Annotated in this window: 17 protein-coding genes; 4 read left to right on the forward strand and 13 right to left on the reverse strand. The window is 63.0% G+C overall.

The window, feature by feature from the left end; translation table 11 throughout:
• Window positions 1-5 precede the first annotated feature (5 nt).
• Together C1722_RS07715 and C1722_RS17385 are read left to right on the forward strand one after the other, a co-directional pair.
• Window positions 6-1,478 (forward strand): molybdopterin dinucleotide binding domain-containing protein, encoded by a 1,473-nt coding sequence (locus C1722_RS07715; protein ID WP_425319347.1) that lies wholly within the window; start codon window positions 6-8, stop codon window positions 1,476-1,478.
• Between the two features lie 2 nt (window positions 1,479-1,480).
• Window positions 1,481-2,122, forward strand: a complete 642-nt coding sequence (locus tag C1722_RS17385) for a 4Fe-4S dicluster domain-containing protein (RefSeq protein ID WP_102378715.1) — start codon at window positions 1,481-1,483, stop codon at window positions 2,120-2,122.
• A gap of 25 nt (window positions 2,123-2,147) precedes the next feature.
• Here the strand turns inward: C1722_RS17385 and C1722_RS07725 are convergent, their stop codons facing one another.
• From C1722_RS07725 to C1722_RS07745, 5 genes are all read right to left on the reverse strand, one after another.
• A complete protein-coding gene (locus C1722_RS07725; protein WP_244902488.1) occupies window positions 2,148-2,909 on the reverse strand; it encodes an endonuclease domain-containing protein in 762 nt (253 codons plus the stop codon).
• Window positions 2,910-3,176: 267 nt separating this feature from the next.
• A complete protein-coding gene (locus C1722_RS07730; RefSeq protein ID WP_102378716.1) occupies window positions 3,177-3,470 on the reverse strand; it encodes a ferredoxin family protein in 294 nt (97 codons plus the stop codon).
• Entirely contained in the window at window positions 3,467-4,753 is a 1,287-nt protein-coding gene (locus tag C1722_RS07735) for an FAD-dependent oxidoreductase (protein WP_102378717.1), read from the reverse strand. The genes C1722_RS07730 and C1722_RS07735 overlap by 4 nt, the downstream gene beginning before the upstream one ends.
• 9 nt (window positions 4,754-4,762) lie before the next feature.
• Window positions 4,763-6,316, reverse strand: coding sequence for a class I adenylate-forming enzyme family protein (locus tag C1722_RS07740; RefSeq protein ID WP_102378718.1), 1,554 nt, complete (start codon window positions 6,314-6,316; stop codon window positions 4,763-4,765).
• The gene (locus tag C1722_RS07745) at window positions 6,313-6,930 is read right to left on the reverse strand and encodes a CoA transferase (RefSeq protein ID WP_244902489.1); all 618 of its coding nucleotides are present in this window, start codon (window positions 6,928-6,930) and stop codon (window positions 6,313-6,315) included. The genes C1722_RS07740 and C1722_RS07745 overlap by 4 nt, the downstream gene beginning before the upstream one ends.
• Before the next feature lie 282 nt (window positions 6,931-7,212).
• On the opposite strand from C1722_RS07745, the gene C1722_RS07750 reads away from it, so the two are divergent.
• Window positions 7,213-7,644, forward strand: a complete 432-nt coding sequence (locus C1722_RS07750; RefSeq protein ID WP_180995086.1) for a PadR family transcriptional regulator — start codon at window positions 7,213-7,215, stop codon at window positions 7,642-7,644.
• 171 nt (window positions 7,645-7,815) lie between these two features.
• Complete coding sequence (locus tag C1722_RS07755; protein ID WP_102378720.1) at window positions 7,816-9,132, forward strand: (Fe-S)-binding protein; 1,317 nt, start codon at window positions 7,816-7,818, stop codon at window positions 9,130-9,132.
• Between the two features lie 71 nt (window positions 9,133-9,203).
• Here the strand turns inward: C1722_RS07755 and C1722_RS07760 are convergent, their stop codons facing one another.
• From C1722_RS07760 to C1722_RS07795, 8 genes are all read right to left on the reverse strand, one after another.
• Window positions 9,204-9,632: a GNAT family N-acetyltransferase gene (locus C1722_RS07760; protein WP_180995087.1), complete on the reverse strand. Its 429-nt coding sequence runs from the start codon at window positions 9,630-9,632 to the stop codon at window positions 9,204-9,206.
• A gap of 8 nt (window positions 9,633-9,640) precedes the next feature.
• Entirely contained in the window at window positions 9,641-10,624 is a 984-nt protein-coding gene (locus C1722_RS07765) for a DUF169 domain-containing protein (protein WP_180995088.1), read from the reverse strand.
• A gap of 45 nt (window positions 10,625-10,669) precedes the next feature.
• Complete coding sequence (locus C1722_RS07770; protein WP_102378723.1) at window positions 10,670-12,004, reverse strand: radical SAM protein; 1,335 nt, start codon at window positions 12,002-12,004, stop codon at window positions 10,670-10,672.
• Between the two features lie 9 nt (window positions 12,005-12,013).
• Entirely contained in the window at window positions 12,014-12,871 is an 858-nt protein-coding gene (locus tag C1722_RS07775; RefSeq protein ID WP_180995089.1) for a TIGR04282 family arsenosugar biosynthesis glycosyltransferase, read from the reverse strand.
• Window positions 12,872-12,908: 37 nt separating this feature from the next.
• Window positions 12,909-15,200 carry a molybdopterin-containing oxidoreductase family protein gene (locus tag C1722_RS07780; protein ID WP_102378725.1) on the reverse strand — a complete coding sequence of 764 codons (2,292 nt, stop codon included), beginning with the start codon at window positions 15,198-15,200 and terminating at the stop codon, window positions 12,909-12,911.
• Between the two features lie 20 nt (window positions 15,201-15,220).
• Window positions 15,221-15,751 carry a heterodisulfide reductase-related iron-sulfur binding cluster gene (locus C1722_RS07785; RefSeq protein WP_425319373.1) on the reverse strand — a complete coding sequence of 177 codons (531 nt, stop codon included), beginning with the start codon at window positions 15,749-15,751 and terminating at the stop codon, window positions 15,221-15,223.
• A gap of 142 nt (window positions 15,752-15,893) precedes the next feature.
• Window positions 15,894-16,868, reverse strand: coding sequence for an NrfD/PsrC family molybdoenzyme membrane anchor subunit (gene nrfD / locus C1722_RS07790; RefSeq protein ID WP_102378727.1), 975 nt, complete (start codon window positions 16,866-16,868; stop codon window positions 15,894-15,896).
• A complete protein-coding gene (locus C1722_RS07795; RefSeq protein ID WP_102378728.1) occupies window positions 16,868-17,446 on the reverse strand; it encodes a 4Fe-4S dicluster domain-containing protein in 579 nt (192 codons plus the stop codon). Before C1722_RS07795 ends, nrfD begins: the two co-directional genes overlap by 1 nt.
• Window position 17,447: the final 1 nt, after the last annotated feature.

Here is a 17,447-nt window from a genome sequence, read left to right on the forward strand (position 1 = left end):
TCGGCATGCAGGGTGTCGGCAAGCCCGGCGCCAACCAGTTCAAGTTCATGGAGTGGACGCTGTTCGGCATCCCGACCGTCACGCCCCTGCCGCCCTCGACGGCGATCCCGAGCATCGGCGCCGCCTATCGCGGCTGGGTTACCGGCACGGTTCCGAGCTTCATCCCCAAGACCATGATACCCGAGGCCATCACGAATCCGCCCGTGCAGTGGTACGGCCACGTTTCCGCCGGCCTACCCCGCGAAGACCAGTTCACCGGCCCCTTCACGTTCCCGCTCGAAGGACACGACCGCCTGCACATGGTCTGGTCGGACTCCCCGTGCTGGGAGACGTGCTGGAACGGCGGCAACGCGATGCAGGACGCCCTGCGCCACGAGAGCATCGAGTGCATCGTCGTGCAGCATCCCTGGATGGAGAACGACTGCTACTTCGCCGACATCATCCTGCCCACGAACACCAAGTTCGAAACAGCCGACATCGGCACCGACAACGACTCCGGCCAATGGAACGTCATCTTCTACGAAGAGCAGGCCATCAAGCCCGTCGGCGAATCGAAGTCCGACAAGGAAGCCGTCGCCGAGGTGGCGCGCGCACTCGAGAAGTTCGGCGGTGCCTACGAAGACCTGTACAACCGCTATCTCGGCGGCAAGACCGACGAGGAGTGGATCGAGGTCGGGTTCAAGACCTCCGGCGTTCCCGAGGATCTCGAGTACGACGAGTTCAAGGAGAAGGGATACTATCCGTTCCCGACACGCGAGGATTGGAAGGAAATCCCGGCAGGCCTCAGGGAGTTCTACGAGGATCCCGAGGGTCATCCGCTGCGCACGCCCACCGGCAAGCTCGAGTACTACTCGACAGGCCTCGCCGCCACGTTCCCCGATGACGAAGAGCGTCCCCCGGTGCCGCACTGGATCGACCAGAGCCCGCTGCACCAGGAGCGCCAGTATCTCGAGCGCGGCCGCCAGTATCCGTTCCTGCTCGTATCGAACCACCCGCATTTCCGCGTGCACGCCCAGCATGACGACGTAACGTGGCTGCGCGAAATCGAAACCTGCAAGGTGACCGGCCCCGACGGCTACAAGTACGAGCCCATCTGGGTGAACCCGATCGACGCCGGCAAGCTCGGCCTTAAATCGGGCGACATCGCCAAGATATACAACGAGCGCGGTGGCGTACTCGGCGGCGTCATCGTCTCCGAGCGCATCATCCCCGGCGCGATCTACCAGGATCACGGCGCACGCGTCGATTCAATCGTCATGGGCGAAGGCGGCCTCGACCGCGGTGGTGCGAACAACCTGATCGCACCGATCCCCACAACGTCTAAAAACACCGTAGGCGAGGTAACGAGCGGTTTCCTCGTCAACATCGAGAAGGTCGACGTGTTCGCGCTCGCCGAGGAGTACCCCGAGGCGTTCGGGCGCGACTACGACCCCGACTGCGGCCTCGTCGCGACGGCGCGCATCGTGGAAGGAGCATAGAGATGGGAAAGGTATTCGTCTACGACCACGCCAAGTGCAACGGCTGCCGCAACTGCCAGATCGCCTGCAAGGACGAGCACGTCGACAACGCGTGGCCGCCCTACGCCGAGCCCCAGCCCGACACGGGCCAGTTCTGGTGCCGCATCGAGGAGGAGGTGCGCGGCAGCGTGCCCAAGGTGAAGGTCTCCTACACGCTTCGCATGTGCCAGCACTGCGACAGCGCACCCTGCATGGACGCGGCCCCCGGCGCTGTCTACAAGCGCGACGACGGCCTCGTCGTCGTCGACCCCGGGAAGGCCAAGGGCATGCGCGGGCTCGTCGACGCGTGCCCCTACGGCGCGATCTTCTACAACGAGGAGCTCGATATCCCGCAGAAGTGCACCGGNTCCGAGAAACAACGTCTGCTTTGCGCCCTCGGGCGCAAAGCAAGGAAGGCCGCCTGCGGGCGGCCTTCCTCTACGAACAGACGATTGATCGAACCCACAACGACCCTTCCCCGATCGCTTCCACCCGGCTGCCATCCCGCACGGCCCCGCCTCGCCTGGTTGTCATCTCGCCCTGCCCCGCCCAAACAGCCGCGGCCCTTGCGCTTCGAAGCGCAGTCCCGCACGAAGACCATGCGAGCAGACGGCGAATCCGGATAGCGCTCGGTCCAAGAGCAGCCCGGAATCAAATGGGCGGTTTGCTCAGCAGGGCGCGCAGCTCCCAATGCTTTCGGGTGAAACCCGGATCGCGGTAGCGCAAACGCTTACCTGTAAACTTTGCCGCTATCTGTGCCAGCTTATTCACATCTTCGCCGCTACCGATCTGAATGCTCGTTACCGAAACAACCGTATACCCCAGCGAGATAAGCGTATTGCTTCGCTTCGAATCACGTGCCCGTTGCCCTTCGCCCGAATGATGAAGCTTGCTATCGTATTCGAACACCAGGTTCGCATCGGGCCAGCACAGATCGCACACGCAATAGCTCTTACTTGAAAACTTTCTCATGCTCGGCGGAACATCGATGTGGTAGTTGAGCCGCGGTCGCTCGATCCCGTAGCCGCCGAGCGCGTACGGCAGGCAAAGATACATCGCAAGCTCGGTCTCCTTCGGCGAAGCGGAGCCGTCTAGCACGTAGCGCAACGCACGCACCGCCTTCTTGCACCCCGGTGCGCCCGCCGCCTTCGCAACGAACGCCTTCAGTTTGTCCGATGATGTGAGCGGTTTTTTGCGGGGAGCTGCGGACCCGTCCTTGCGCAGCGAATACGTGCCGCATAGCTCGAATCCCAGTTGAATGAGATTTGCCAAAGTCAACTTGCTTGCCATCTGCAGAAAGCAGAACTCGGGCGTGCTCACGAAGAATCCTTCGCCCGCATCGACGAACAGATCCCCATCGGGCAGCGCACAGCTCCATGTATGGCTTACCAATGCATGTGTTTCGGTTCGCATCGCATCGCACCCAACGAGGACATGAACAGGCAACAAACACCCACCGGGACGGAGCGTGCCGCCCGGAAGGCACGGTTTTGTCCGACTGGAAAGCGCAGCGCGCGCATGCTTCTTACCAGCTACGCGGGTAGGTCGCATTTTGCACCTCGACAGAGTCGATGCGTCTCGCGCAAAAGCGGCCGGGCAATCGCCTGTCCACCTTGCTTCCGCTCGAGTTAAAGCACCTTGTCGATCGGGCCTTCTTTGCCGCACCTTGCCAGGTGCGCCCTACCCGTAGCGGTACGAGACGCCCATTCCCGCTTGGGGATACTCCCACTTCTCTATGATGGTATCCCCGCAGAGGATCCTGCAGGTCCCGCATTCGAGGCATCCCGCGTAGTCGAAGCTCGTCTGGCCGTCGGCGTCGCGCTTGTAGAGCCCCGCCGGGCAGCAAAGGATCAGCTTGTCGAACTCGCTCGCATCGGGGTCGGCTTTCAAGACGATGTGCGGGTTTGCTTCGTCCACGTTGAACTTGTCGACGGCAAGCTTCTCGTCGACGTTGACCGTGATCTCGTTGATCATAGCGCACCCACTCCCTTCCGCAGGTCTTTGAGCAATGTCCATACGCCGATCTGCTTGACGGGCGCCATCGCCTTCTTCCTGATGGGCTCAACCGGGGATCCGTCCACGATGAACATCGACTTCATGATGCCCGCGGCCATCTCGGGGTAACCGTTGAAGATACGCGGCGTACCTTCCATGAACGCGGGGAAGTTGCGATACGCCTGCAGATCTTTGAGCACGAAACTGTTTTCGAGCTTCGCGCGGTACGACGCGAGCTTCGCCGACGAGGTATCGCCCGCCTCAAGCGCTTCGAGCACCGTCCGTGCGGCGATCTCGCCCGACGCGACTGCATAGTCCATACCGCGCACCTGGTATCCGAGATTAATGCAGAGCATGCCGGCGTCGCCCGTGACCAAGCACCCGTCGGCGTAGAGCGTCGGAATCATATCGTAGCCGCCCTCGGGGATGAGGTGTCCCGAATACTCGATGAGCTTGCCGCCGCGCAGCACGGGTGCCACGGATGGATGGTTTTTGAAATCCTCCATCATCTGGTAAATCGGCACCTGCGATGTGCAGAGATCGGAAAGCGTTGCCACCAAGCCGATGGAGATCGACTCGCGGTTCGTATACAGAAAACCGCCGCCCACATGCCCATGGGTCGCAGCGCCGGCGAACAGCCAAGCCGCGCCTTCCCCCGGCGCAGCCTGGAACCGATCGGCAATGACCTCCTCGGGCAGCTCGATGGTCTCCTTCACGCTCACCGCAAGCTGGTGTGCGCTCGGCTTGGTCGCAAGCTTCGCCTTTTCGGTCAGAAGCGAGTTGACGCCGTCGGCGAGGATGGTCACCTCGGCGGTTATCTCGTCCTCCCCCGCGCGGACACCCGCGATACGGCCGTCCTCCCACACAAGATCCTCGACGGTGATTCCGAAGATGCACTCCGCTCCCGCCTCTTCCGCCTTGGAAGCGAGCCAACGATCGAACGGTCCTCGCAGCACGGAATACGAGCTGTTCTCGGGTCGTCCCAACTCGGGTGAAGCGAACTCCACCGTCGTGTTCTCGCTCTCGGTAACGAGCGATATCCTCTCCTTCGTGATCTTGCGCTCGAGCGGAGCCTCGTCTTCGAAGTCCGGGAACACCGGTCTGAGCGAGTGCGTGTAGATGCGCCCGCCCGTCATGTTCTTCGAGCCGGCATCGCCGCCGCGCTCGATCAAAAGCACGCTCTTGCCCTCGCGGGCCAAGACGCATGCTGCAACAGAGCCGGCACATCCGGCGCCGACGACTATCGCATCGAAATCTGCCATGTTCGCCCCCTAATCACGTTGCTGTTTCAGCAGTTGTCGTTTCAAATCTTCCATATGGGTCTTCGGGATCTTCCCCGAGGCGTTGCGGGCAAGGTCGTCGACGAAGAGGACCTTGCTCGGCTTCTTGTATCCGCCCAGTTCGCGGGCGCAGTGCGCAACCACATCGGCCGCCTTGAGCGGCGAGTCTTCCGCCCGGACCACGAAGGCGGCCAGGGATTCGCCCCAATGCTCGTCGGGGATGCCGACGACCGCCACGTCGAGCACCGCGTCGCCCATGTTCCTGATGCAATCGGCCACCTCGATCGGATAGACGTTCTCGCCGCCCGAGATGATCATGTTGCTCTTGCGGTCGATGACCGAAAGGTATCCCTCGTCGTCCAGAAATCCTATGTCGCCCGTAAGGTACCAACCGTCGCGCACCACTTCGGCAGTGCGTTCGTCATCGCGGTAATAACCGGTCATCAGGGTTTTCGTTCTGACCGCCACCTCGCCCGGCGTTCCGTTCGGACACGGGCTGCCCGATTCGTCCACCACCTTGAGTTCCATGCCGCCGACCGCTTTGCCGACGGTGGACAGAAGCCGGTCGTCGCCGTGCTGCTCGGGGGTCAACATGGCGATGGCCGACGCCGTCTCGGTCATGCCGTAGCCCTGCATGAGCCCGCATCCCAAATACCGCCTGCATCGCTTGAGCAGCACGGGGCTTACGGGCTCGCCGCCGTAGACGATGTAGCGAAGCCCGTCGAGATCGACTGCGCCGGCGCTCTCTTCGACATAATCGACCAGGCCTCGCATAATGAACGGAACCAGCCCCGTCCGCGTAATGCCGTAGCGCTCGATGTCGGCCACGATATCGGGGGCTTTGCGGGATTCGGCGATGACCAGCTCGCCGCCGACGAACAGCGTCACGTACACGCAGACGCTCGTCACATGGAACAGGGGCAGCACGCACAGCAGCACGTCGTCGTGGACGAAGCGCTGCTCGCGGGCATCGATCTCGATGCGGGTCAAAAGCGCGCCGTGCGACAAGAGAACCCCGCGCGGCAAGCCCGTCGTACCGCTCGTGTACAGCATGACGGCATCGTCCGAAGCGGCCACGTCGGCCGTCCTCAAACGAGGCTCGGCTTCGGCGATCATATCCTCGAACAGCACCGCATCATCGCAGAAGGCGCCCTGTTCGAGCAGAACGGCCTGCAGGGGCCGGCCGACCTCGCCCAGGCATTCGCGCATGGCCGCATAGGCGGCGGGTGCGAAGAACACGATCTCGGCCTCGGACTGCGCGAGCAGGCGAGCGGTGTTCAGGGCCGAAAGGCGGATGTTGTACTGCTCGCACACCGCACCCAGACGAGCGCAGGCGAACACGAGCTCGATGCATGTGCTCGAATTGGGCGAGATCACGGCTATGTGGTCGCCCTTTTCCACCCCGCGAGAAGCCAAAGCCCCCGCGAGCCGGTCGACGCGGTCCTTCACGCATGCGTACGTGAAGGACCGCCCCTTGAAGCGCACGGCAACCTTATCGGGATGGGCCCGCGCCGATTCGTCCAGTATGTCGACGAGGTTGATCACAGCCCGCCCACGTAATCCGTCTTGCGGATGATCTTCTTCTCGTAGAGCTCGGCGATCTCGCTTTCGTCGAAACCGATCTCGGAGAGGATGTCGTCGTTGTCCATACCCTGCGAGGGGCAACCGCGCCAGATCGTCGACGGATTGTTCTTGAAACGCGGAACCGAGGTAACCCCCTTGACCGTCTTGCCGTCGACGGTATCCCACTCAACCCACGTGTTGCGGGCGAGATAGTGCGGATGCTCCTCCATCATCTCGTAGTTCATGACGACGGAGCACGGGATGCCGATCTTCGCCATAGCGTCGGCGAACTCGGCCGCCGTGTGCTCGGCGCAGTACGCTTCGATGGCGCCGTCGAACACCGGAGCTCCCGGCGTATCGATGCCGACCGACGGAATGCCTTCGGGGAACAGCTCCGAACCGTATTCGAGGCCGAAGAAGTCGAGCGCCTTTTTCGTCGGACCCTGCCCGGCCGTGAAGAGGTAGACGCCCTCGCCGTCCTTGCACTCGTAGTAGCCGGCACCCGCCGAAATGTTGTCGCGCGGCGCGCCGGCCCCGCGCTCTTCCTGAATGCCCTTCTCGAACCACTTGCCGAAGAGCCCGCCCTGGCAGCGCACGGCCGCCTCGAACNCAAAACCCCGGCATCGGAATACTCGGGGCCGTCGCAAGACGGCCCTTTTTTATGGGCGAGGACGGTTTCGCAAGGTTTCCGATGCGGGTTTCGGGGAAACGCATCGCGCATTTCCGTAACCTCTGCTCTCGTGCGAGCATCCCGCGAGCAGATTTTCCGCATGAGCATCGCATGAAATACCCATTGCCCATTATTCCGCTGTAAATACTGGCAGTTTGCAACTATTTATGGGATGATAACCTTATCGTATCCAATTGGAAGGAACACCATGTGGCATAGCTGCAATCCGAAGTCCGACGACGATCTCAAAGAGTGCGCCGAGCTCGGCAAATCGCTCAACCGCCTTTCCCAGCCGACCATCCTCACGCTGCTCGCGAATTCGGATGAACCGCTGCACGGCTACATCATCGTGCAGCTCGCAGCCCAATCCCCCATGTTCGGCGGAAAGAAGCCCGACGCGACCGGCATCTACCGTGCGCTCAAGCGCATGGAGGAAAACGAGCTCGTCACCTCGAAGTGGGATACTCCCGAAGAGGGATCGGCCAAGCGCATGTTCTCGCTGACCGACAAGGGCCGTCGGTGTCTGCGCCGCTGGATCGATGCGCTCGCCTGCTACGAGCTCACGCTCGAGGAACTGCGCTCCGATGCCGCAGACGCCCTCGGCATCGATCTGCCCGACACCCCGCGCTGCGCGGGGTAGGCAGACCGCCCCTGTTTTTTCCCTGCCTCTGAGTCGCAGGACCATGGCACGCCGCACCGGGCGAAGCGGATTCTGCCACGGGGCGACGCTTCTGCTCGCCTGCCCGTTTTCCCCCGTTAAACGGGCAGACTGCGCTACACTTACTATCCTGAGAGACGGGAGTTTTCGAAGATGAAGCCGCAAAAACTGACGGACGAGGAGCTCGCTTCCGTAGCGCAGCTCGATTCACCTATCCTCAACGCGTTGGCAGCCTGGGCGAACAAGCGCCTCACCTGCTCCCATTGCAAACGCTGCACGACCAGATGCGAGGTGCTCGACCAGCCGGGGCTCGACGTGGGAATCGTCGAGGAGCGCTACCGCCAGATCTCCGCACTCCCCTTGGACGATCAGCCCGCAGCGGTCATCGAGCTCGTGCAGGAGAGCCCCGAGCTCTTCATCGCGCTCAGGCGCTGCTGCTTCTGCGGATACTGCACCGCAACCTGCCAAACGCACGTGCTCGCCTCCGACAGAATGCGCGATTGGCGCGAACTGTTCATGCGGGCGAACTACATGCCCCCCGATGATTCGCGCCTCGTGATGGTCGACAACGAATGGCATATCTTCAGCGCGTATCGGGCCGTATACGGCATCGGCTACCCGGAGTTCGTCTCGCTGCCGCAAGCCGCCGAGGCGGGACCCGGCACTGTCGACACCCTGTTCTTCCCCGGCTGCTCGCTCGTGAGCTACACGCCCCATCTCGTCCGAGCGGTGGGAAACTGGCTTACCGATGCCGGTATCGCATGGGCGCTCTCCGACGAATGCTGCGGCAGCCCGCTCATGAGCGCCGGCCTGTTCGATCGGGCCGCGGCGCTCAGACAACGCGTCATCGACCAGATGCGCGCGGCGGGAATCACGCGGATGATCACCGTCTGCCCCGGTTGCGGAGACGAGTTCTCCGAGTATCTCGAAGGTACCGGGATCGAAATCGTCCCCTTGCCGGAAGTGCTGCTCGAAGGAAGCGGCAAACTCGAAGCCGCAGGGAAGCCGAGCGGGTTCTCGCCGCTCGAAGAAGAGAGCCTCACGTTCTTCGACTCCTGTCACGACCGCGCCGACGGACGCCACGGCAGGGCGATCCGCAAGCTGGCGAAACGCTATCTTCCCGACGCCTCGCAGCACGAGCTCGATCACCATGGCCGGGGGACGCTTTGCTGCGGAGCGGGCGGCGCCGTAGCAACCTATGACGAGGACATCACGAACCGCAGGGTATGGCGCGTTATCGAAGAGGCGCGCGCAACCGGTGCGCATACGCTTGTGACCGCCTGTCCCACCTGCACCTATACGGTTGCGCAAGCCTGTTTGGGGGTCGATCCCGAACAGGGTATCGGTAACCGTCACTACCTCGAGCTTCTGTTCGGCGAGCCGATCGACTGGGCGCTCATATTCGACCAGCTCGGATCGATGTGGACCGGCGAGTACGGCCCCTGGCTCAACCAGACGTTCTTCGGGTAAGCGAGCCAACCCGTCGCATCGGCCGGCCGATCGCATCAGTCGATCGGCCGGCTTTCGGAAAACCTGCCGGACTAGCGCCTTTTCCCCATGGGAAGCGGGGCGCATTCTTCGTACATCTCGCATTCGTCGCATTCGGCGGCGATCGGGGGATGGATTGTCTCCCACCCGACAGGCTCGAAACCGAGCGCCTCGTAGAACGCGCGGCTCGACCCACGCGATACGAGCCTGAGCTCGCCGTACTTTTCGAGTGCGTCCTCGATCAACAGGCGGCCCACCCCGTAACCCCGCCACGTCGAGTACACCACGACGGGATTCACGTGGCAGACGCCATCGGCGTCGAGCACGAGCCGGATGAATCCCACGATATCGCCGTCGCCGTTCACCGCCACGCGTACGGTATCGCTCGCTTCGATCGGCCCCATGCCCTCAAGCTCCGAGTACGCCGTCAGGATCGGACAGTCGTCACGTTCGGCATCTCGTATAGTCACCAGTTCTTCCATGGCGCATCCTAGAACGGGGGAAGGTAGATCTTGTCGCGCGACTGCGGGATGGCCTTCTTGCCGAGTTCTTCGAGGCCCTTGATAACCTGGGGCATGAGCTCCACGGGAATTCCCATCATCATGCAGTCGTCGCCCACATCCGAGCTCGCCCGGCATCCGTAGCAGCCGAATGATATGTTGATCTCACCCGTGGTCATCGGCAGAAGCGTGGTTTCGACGCACTGGGCGTTGTAGCCGCTCGCATGGAAATCATGGCGATGTCCCGTGTAGTACGAGGTGGCCATCGAGAGCCACATGATCTGCTCGGGCTGGGCGACGATTGCCACGACCTCCGCCTCGCACGCCGCCTCCGAGAGCGGTGCGACCACCGTGGCGTCCACGGTGCGCGGCTCGAGGCAGGGGCGCTCGTGCACCATGCGCTTGGCCGCCTCGACCGAATCGAGTTTGTGGAACAGGATGTAGAGCTCGCCGCTCGCAAGCTTTTCGGGCATAGGCGTAAGACCGAGGATCGAGGTGCCGTCGGGGCAGGCGTGGCGGTTCGCGGGCATCATGAGCGAACGGCCGCGGCGGGCCGCCATGAGCGATTGGCAGAACCGCAAGCGCTCTTCGGGAATCGGCACATCGGGAAGCGGCGCGCCCGCCTTGACGAGCGATATCGCCACAGGATGCCAGCGCAACCCGAGCACGTCGCGCAAAACGCGCGACCACTCCTTGTACCGGACCTTGATCTCGGGATCGAGCGGCGCAGCCTTCTCGCGGTCGGCGAACGCCGCTTTCGCGGCGGACGATGCCTCGATGCGGATGGCGTGTACGGGGCACTGTCCGGCGCACGTCTCGCATCCCCAGCAGTCTTCGGGTCGCACGGCTTGCGGGCCGTCGTTCATTTCGAATACGTTGACCGGGCAGAACGCCTCGCACAACCCGCACGACGTGCACAGGTCGCGGTTGATATGGATCATATAGCCAACTTCGTTTTCACTCATGTTGGTCATCGGACACAGTTCCTTTCTCGTCATGGAGCACGTAAACCGCGGGAGTTACCGGAGCTCCTCTTTCCCCCAAGGCGGATACACGCGCGTGCCCGCGGCATCGGTCAGGTGGTACGAGCAGAACGGGATGGCGCGCCCGTCGGGCACGGTTACCATCATGCTGCACTCGCGCAAACGCTGCGTGTCCATCGACACGGCATCCATGTAATTCATGATGATGATCGACAAACCGCTTTCCACTTCAACGCCCCGCGCTGCCAGGATATCGAGGAACACCGACCCCTGGGGGCTGTCCGGGCTGTATCCGCCGTGGTACTCCTCGACGGTCATGGCGCGCGTGGCCGGATAGAATCCCGACGGATGGGGCTTCACTCCCTCGGGCGCCTCGCCATGAACGAGGAATACGCCCGTATCGCACAGCGGGTTCGAGCACCCGAGCGGCCAGATGTCGTAGGGTTCGATCAGCCCGTCCGACTGCCCTGCCAATTGGAAGATCACATCGCCTGCCGACATCGGCATGGCGCGCTTCGCCTCGAAGCGGCCCGACGTAAACGCAGGCTGCAACGCAAGGCCCGCCACAACGTCGGCGTTTTCGAGAGAAAAGCGCAGAAGATCGCCGAGCTGCTTATCGTTTGAGCCGGCAACGACGGCGACGGAGAGCACCACCTGGATGCCCGCCTCGCGGCACCGCTCGATCACGCGCAGCTTGATGTCGAGGATGTCGCGTCCGCACGTCGCTTCGTACACATCGCCGGTCAGGCCGTCGAACGACAGATACACGCCGGTGAGGCCCGCTGCCACAAGATCCTCGAGATACCCGTCGCGTGCGGCGATCACGAGGCCGTTCGTATTCACCTCGATGCCCCAGAATCCCTTGTCGCGGCCCATGCGGATGATATCGGCCAGATCCTTACGGCACGTCGGCTCCCCGCCGGTGATCTGCACGGCACCGTCGGTTCCGACCGCATTCGCAATCACGTCGTACATGGTGGAGATCTCGTCCATCGTCGGATCGTCCTCGCCACCCACGGCGCTTGCGAAGCACACGGGGCAATGCAGGTTGCAGTTCCTCGTGACCTCGATCTCGAGCAGCGTAGCGCGCCGCTCATGGCGGCTGCACGTGCCGCACCCGTACGGGCACGGGGCGGTGGGAGCTATGGTGTTTTCAGGAGCGACCTTGGAAAACGCCTCGGAGCGCAGCCAGCGGTAGTGATCGGCGTCGGGCCACATGCGCGTGGCGAGCTCGCCGTGCTCGGGGCACGTGCGCTCCATCCACACGGCTCCGTTTTCATCTTCGTACACCTCGGCGGGAAGCTCGCGCAAGCACTGCGGGCAGAGCGCCGTCGTCGTATGTATGGCCGTGCGGCCGACTGCCTGATCCATAGCTGACCTCTATTCGTCGATGTACTGGCGGGGATCGTGGTTGTCGTTCGGGGGCGTGGTTATGCGAAGGCCGATGAAATCGACCCAGTCGAGCACGCGTTGCGGCACGTAGATGCCGGGTTGCGACTTGGCGGCTTCGGCGATCGCGCGGATGCAGGAAACAGTGTGCGCCAAATCCTCCATCTCGTCGACGTCGGATACCGGCGAGAGAAACGCCGAGGGGATGTTCTTCTCTTGGAGCTTCTCAACGTAGCCGTCGAGCGCGGGTCGCCCGCCCGTGTTGTAGTACACGCCTTGGTGATTGATCGGCGTGTTGTAGCTGAACCCCACGAGCGACGTGCCGCATTCCTGGCACGGCGCCTGCACGAAGCCCGGCGTGCCGATCGCCTGGTAGTAATCGAGCCACCCGAACGCCTGCGAGATATGCGTGCGCGGCATGGTGGGGATGTCGCCGCCGACCGATACGATGCTCTCGTAGCCGAGCGCAAAAATCTGAGCGAACGCATCGTCGAAATGGTCGTCGAACGTGGCGCCCTTGTCGGTGATGTAGTGTATCTCCATCGGCCACGGGCCGATTTCGTCGTAGGTGGCCTTCATGATCTCCACGTTATCGGCCGGGGTGGTCGAAACAAAGAAGTCGTAGGTGATCTTCGTCGCCTCGGGATCGCCCGCCACGAGCTCGTCGTTTTCGGCCTGCAGCTCGAGCAGCACCTGCATGCAGAGCTCCGACACGTCGAACAGGCTCCGCTTGAAGAACTCGGCGGCCTGCTCGTCGGAGAACGGGCCGCTCGCCACCAGGCGCGTCTTCACCATGCCGGGTACCGGGGGCTTGCTGAACAAGAGCAGGGCGTGTTTCTTTTCCGCCATGACATGACTCCTTACGTTTCCTTGCGGCCGATCGGCGCTATGCCGTCGACCCCTCGTCTTTCCTGATCGTACAGTGAATCGCATTGTACGACCAGGTTCCTATCATCGCCTCGCCGCCTGCCACCGAGCAGTCGGTTAGGGTATTGATGTTCGATTCCCATATGCCGCCGAAACCGGGAGCGCCGGGCTCCCGTTCGGGAAACCACCATCCGTAATCGGCGCTTACCACATCGTCGCGCATGGGCGCTGTTTTCAGTATAAAGCTTGCCTCGCCCTTTTCGTTCGCGAGCACCACCCTATCGCCTTCGGCAAGCCCCAATCGCGTCGCGGTTCGGGGGCTTACCTCCACGAGCGGGTCGGGGTAGCCCGCACGGAAATCGGGGTTCGAGAGAAACATCGAAGCGTTGTAGGGCTGCTTGCGCGCCCCAGTAATGAGAATGAGGCCCTCGGCCGCATCTGCGCCGTCCGCTTCGGCAGCACCCGCATCGTCTGCTGCCGCCAAAACGCTTTCGGTGCCGTCGTCTCCGTCGGCCGTCCCGCGCAAAGGCGGAATCGCCGCCCGCGGCGAAGGCGTCGGCAGACGGTCGCCGCCGAGCTCGCCGAGGATCTCGCACGCAAGCTCGATCTTGCCCGTCGTCGTCGCAAAGCCCGCCGGCTTGCCGTCCTCGCCCAGAAGCTCGTGCTTGGCGAAAGCGGGCGGACGCCAATACAGGCCCGTGGCGCAGTATTGCTCCCATGTTACGCCGGCATCGGCCAACGTGCGGGCGTATGCCCCTTGAAGCGTCTCATCGGGCCAGCAGTCGGCCTGACCGAGCCGCAGCCCCAGTTCGCGGAACACGTCGTAATCGGTCTTGCGCTCGTAGTAGGGTTCGACGGCAGCCGGCCCGCCGTAAGCGATGTTGGCCACACCGCCGTGCGCTTGGAACGTCGGACGTTCGACGGCACCCGCAGCGGGCAGCACGTAGTCGGCCAAGCTCGCCGTGGGGGTCATGTAGTATTCGATCACGACGAGCAGGTCGAGCGACGAGAGCGCCGCGAACACGCGATGGGTGTCGGCGTAGGTGACGAGCGGATTGGTGGCTTCGACGATAAGCGCCCGCACCGGGTACGGATCGCCCTCGAGCATGGCCTTGAGCACAAGGTCGGGATGCGCCGAGGTGAGATAGCGCACCGGAAGCCGCCTGCCGAGCCGCTCGGTCAGCGCGCAAGCCCGCTCGTAGCCCTCGTAGCACTGCAGGGGCGTATACGGCGTGTTCAGACATGCCGCTTTCTGCTCATCGGTCATGGACGCGCTCATCTCGAGATCGACCTCGGGCGTAAAATCGCTCATCTCGGCCAGCACGCAAGCGCCCGGCTTGTCGACGTTTCCCGTAATGGCGCGCAAACAGCAGATGGCCCGATGGGTCGGCGCTACGTCGGGACCGACCTGATCGACGCCGCGGCCCGACACGAGCACGGAGGCCCGGGCCTTGCCGAAGATGCGCGCAGCGCGCACGATGTCGTCAGGGTCGAGGCCGCACACCTGCGCGACCGCTTCGGGGGTGTAGGGCTTCACGTGTTCGACGAGCTCGTCAAAGCCGTGGCACCATCGCTCGACGAACCCGTGGTCTACGAGGTCCTCGGCGATGATGACGTGTGCGAGCCCGAGCGCCAGCGTGCAATCGGTTCCCGGCTTCACGGCAAGCCACAGATCGGCGCGAGCCGCCACCTGCGTACGCCGCGGGTCGACGACCACAAGAGGCACCTCGCTTTTCGATATCCCGATGAGCGAGCGCCAGAACGCCGAGTTGTCCGACTGCGCGGGATTGGTGCCCCAGATGAACACCGCTTCGGTGACGTTCGGATCGATGTCGGCTTCCACGGTCCACCCGAACGTGAGCGCATCCATCCAGATGCGCGGATTCCAGCAAATCTGCCCGATGCCCATGTTGTTGGGCGATCCGAACAGGCTCATGAACCGGTGCAGCGGCCAAAACGACGCATGGGGGCCGCCGATGGCGCTTGCAAGCGTGGCAGGTCCGTGCTCTTCGGCGAGCGCGCTCAGGCGCGCAGCGATATCATCGAGCGCCTCGTCCCAGCTCACACGCTCCCACTCGTTCGACCCGCGCTCGCCCTTACGGCGCAGCGGCCAGTTGATGCGGTTCGGATCGTCGAGCACGTCGAGGTTCATGCGCCAGCGCCTGCATCCGCGCACGATCTTCTCATCGTACGGATAGCGCGACGTGTCGGGTTCGAGATCGATCACCCGACCATCTTCCACCGTAGCCGTGAAGGCGCAGAGGTAGCCGCAGAAGTGGCAGTTCGTAGGTTTCAGTTCACGGGTATCCATGGGTTTCCTATCGTGTGCCGTCAGGGCCGACGGCGGCATCGGCGTCGCCCGAAGCGCCGCAGCATCCCTTGCGCCGATCGTCCGCCGCATCCGCCAGACCGCAGAAATCNCGCCCCGTCTATTGCGGCCCCGCACGAAGCGAGCACCTCGGGCAGCGCGGCTACCTCTATGGTCGCAGTACGCTCGTCTTTCGCCATCACCCGACGCAGCTCGGCTGCGCAGTTGGGACAGGCGGCGATGATGCGCTTTACCCCGATTGCCGCCAGGGCATCGCAGAGATTCGCCTCGAACGCAGGGCATACGGTATCCGCTTCGGGCTCGAAAGCGAGCAGCTTCCCGCAGCATAGAAGCGAGATGCCGTCCGCCTCGCCCGCCTCGGCGAGCGCTGCATAGGCCTTGTCCATGAGCGAGGGGGCGAAGTTGACAACCGAACAGCCCGGAAAGAACAGCGAGCGCACGGAAGCATGGGCATGCGTACGATCTGCCTCGTCGAGCAGAGCGTACGCATAGCCATCGCGCGCCACGGCGCTTCCCGTCAATGCGTCTCGCATAATCGTGCGGCCCACGGTTTTATCTCCTATCCGTCAGAAGGCACCGAAACGATTCGGCGCCTTCATCGTGCTGTGAGAAGTTCTCGACAGGCCGCCGCGGCACTGGGCTGCGGCGGCCTTCTGAATCGTTCAGGCTATAACTCTAGTACAGATTCTCCTTGCCCCGCCACTCGGACACGAATTTTTCGTCGCCCTTGGCGATGCGGTTGTAATAGCGGTTCTCGCCGGGAATCTCGGCACGCTCGTCGGAGTAGACGCACAGGTAGCGAAGCAGCAGGCCACCGAGCAGAACGAGTACGGGAGCAACAACCGAGGAAGCGGCGGAACCGGCACCGCCGATGTAGAGGACAAGCGGGATGATCAGACCGAAGCCGACCATGCCGATCCAGAACAAAGGCGCGGTCTTGCCCTTGACCCAGCGGGTCGCCACGGCCTTGGCCGTCACGTTGCCGGCACCGAAGAACGAAAGCACCATGATGAGCAGCACGACGATCTCGGCGCACACGAGCACGATATCGACGATGTGGAGGATCTCGTGGATGACTTCGGTGACGAACACGGCTTCGAGGCTGAACTCAACGGGCCATCCACCGAGGCCGAGCGCGATGGCCGCGCAGGCGGTGGAGATAGCCGAGATCGTGAACAGGACCGGAAGCGCGGGAGTCGCCCAAAACGCATGGGCCTTCAGCGTGGAGAGCATAACGCCCGTGTACACCATGATGCCGAAGCCCGCGAACCCGGCGATGCCGAGGAACAGACCGCGTGCGCCGGCCAGAGCGCCGGCAAGCCCGCTGATCCACTCCCAAGGCAGATACGACACCCACCAGAGCGCTCCGAATACCATGGCGATGACCAGGAGCGTCGCGCCCCATTTGATGATGGCGGTCGCGGTGGTCCACACGCGCCAGAACACGAGCGGCTGCCCCAGCTCGAACACCAAGAAGAAGCAACCTACGGCGAGCGCGGCGAGCGCGATGAACATCGGCCAGGCGAACAGAACGCCCGCACCCGGGGTGATGAAGAAGTCGAAGATGGCGGAAAGGAACATGATGCCGCCGCCAAGGCCACCCAAGAACAGATAGATGACGATGGGCATCTCCCAATAATGATGTTTCATTACGCCTTACCTCCCAACTCGGGAATATAGTAGATCTGCGGGTCGGTTCCGAATTCGGTGAACAGACGCTCGGTCTTCACCGAACCGATGAGTTTTGAAACTTCGCTCTCGGGATCGTCGATATCGCCGAAGATGCGTGCCTTCTGGTGGCAGGTGTCCACGCAGTAGGGCTTCGCGCTCGGATCCATTTGCCTGCGATCGCGGCAGAACGTGCACTTGCGCACGAAGCGGTGCAGACGGGGTTCGAGATGGGAGGCGTCGCGCATGCCGTAGGGGCACGCGTTGACGCACACCTTGCACGCCATGCACTTCTTGGAGTCGATCCAAACGGTGCCGTCCTCGTCCTGCTGGCTCGCTCCCGTGGGGCAGCAGGGAACGCACTCGGGATTGGCGCAGTGCATGCACAGAAGCGGCGTCCAGTCGCGATGCACGTTGGGCCAGGTTCCCTGGGTTCCCTCGGTGACAACCGGGTTGTACACAATATCCAACGGCAGGTCGTTCCACGTACGACAAGCAACCGTGCACGACTGGCAGCCGATGCAGCGACGTTTGTCGATGACCATCACGTACCGTGTCATG

Source organism: Raoultibacter timonensis, assembly GCF_900240215.1.
Lineage (GTDB): Bacteria > Actinomycetota > Coriobacteriia > Coriobacteriales > Eggerthellaceae > Raoultibacter > Raoultibacter timonensis.

What these genes read in the sequence shown, in the direction of transcription:
- C1722_RS07755 (WP_102378720.1), top strand. Translation starts at nt 7,816, where the DNA reads ATGAAGCCGCAAAAACTGACGGACGAGGAGCTCGCTTCCGTAGCGCAG.
- C1722_RS07780 (WP_102378725.1), bottom strand. Translation starts at nt 15,200, where the DNA reads ATGGATACCCGTGAACTGAAACCTACGAACTGCCACTTCTGCGGCTAC.
- C1722_RS07795 (WP_102378728.1), bottom strand. Translation starts at nt 17,446, where the DNA reads ATGACACGGTACGTGATGGTCATCGACAAACGTCGCTGCATCGGCTGC.
- C1722_RS07715 (WP_425319347.1), top strand. Translation starts at nt 6, where the DNA reads ATGCAGGGTGTCGGCAAGCCCGGCGCCAACCAGTTCAAGTTCATGGAG.
- C1722_RS07725 (WP_244902488.1), bottom strand. Translation starts at nt 2,909, where the DNA reads ATGCGAACCGAAACACATGCATTGGTAAGCCATACATGGAGCTGTGCG.
- C1722_RS07730 (WP_102378716.1), bottom strand. Translation starts at nt 3,470, where the DNA reads ATGATCAACGAGATCACGGTCAACGTCGACGAGAAGCTTGCCGTCGAC.
- C1722_RS07760 (WP_180995087.1), bottom strand. Translation starts at nt 9,632, where the DNA reads ATGGAAGAACTGGTGACTATACGAGATGCCGAACGTGACGACTGTCCG.
- nrfD (WP_102378727.1), bottom strand. Translation starts at nt 16,868, where the DNA reads ATGAAACATCATTATTGGGAGATGCCCATCGTCATCTATCTGTTCTTG.
- C1722_RS07765 (WP_180995088.1), bottom strand. Translation starts at nt 10,624, where the DNA reads ATGACCAACATGAGTGAAAACGAAGTTGGCTATATGATCCATATCAAC.
- C1722_RS07770 (WP_102378723.1), bottom strand. Translation starts at nt 12,004, where the DNA reads ATGGATCAGGCAGTCGGCCGCACGGCCATACATACGACGACGGCGCTC.
- C1722_RS07735 (WP_102378717.1), bottom strand. Translation starts at nt 4,753, where the DNA reads ATGGCAGATTTCGATGCGATAGTCGTCGGCGCCGGATGTGCCGGCTCT.
- C1722_RS07775 (WP_180995089.1), bottom strand. Translation starts at nt 12,871, where the DNA reads ATGGCGGAAAAGAAACACGCCCTGCTCTTGTTCAGCAAGCCCCCGGTA.
- C1722_RS07750 (WP_180995086.1), top strand. Translation starts at nt 7,213, where the DNA reads ATGTGGCATAGCTGCAATCCGAAGTCCGACGACGATCTCAAAGAGTGC.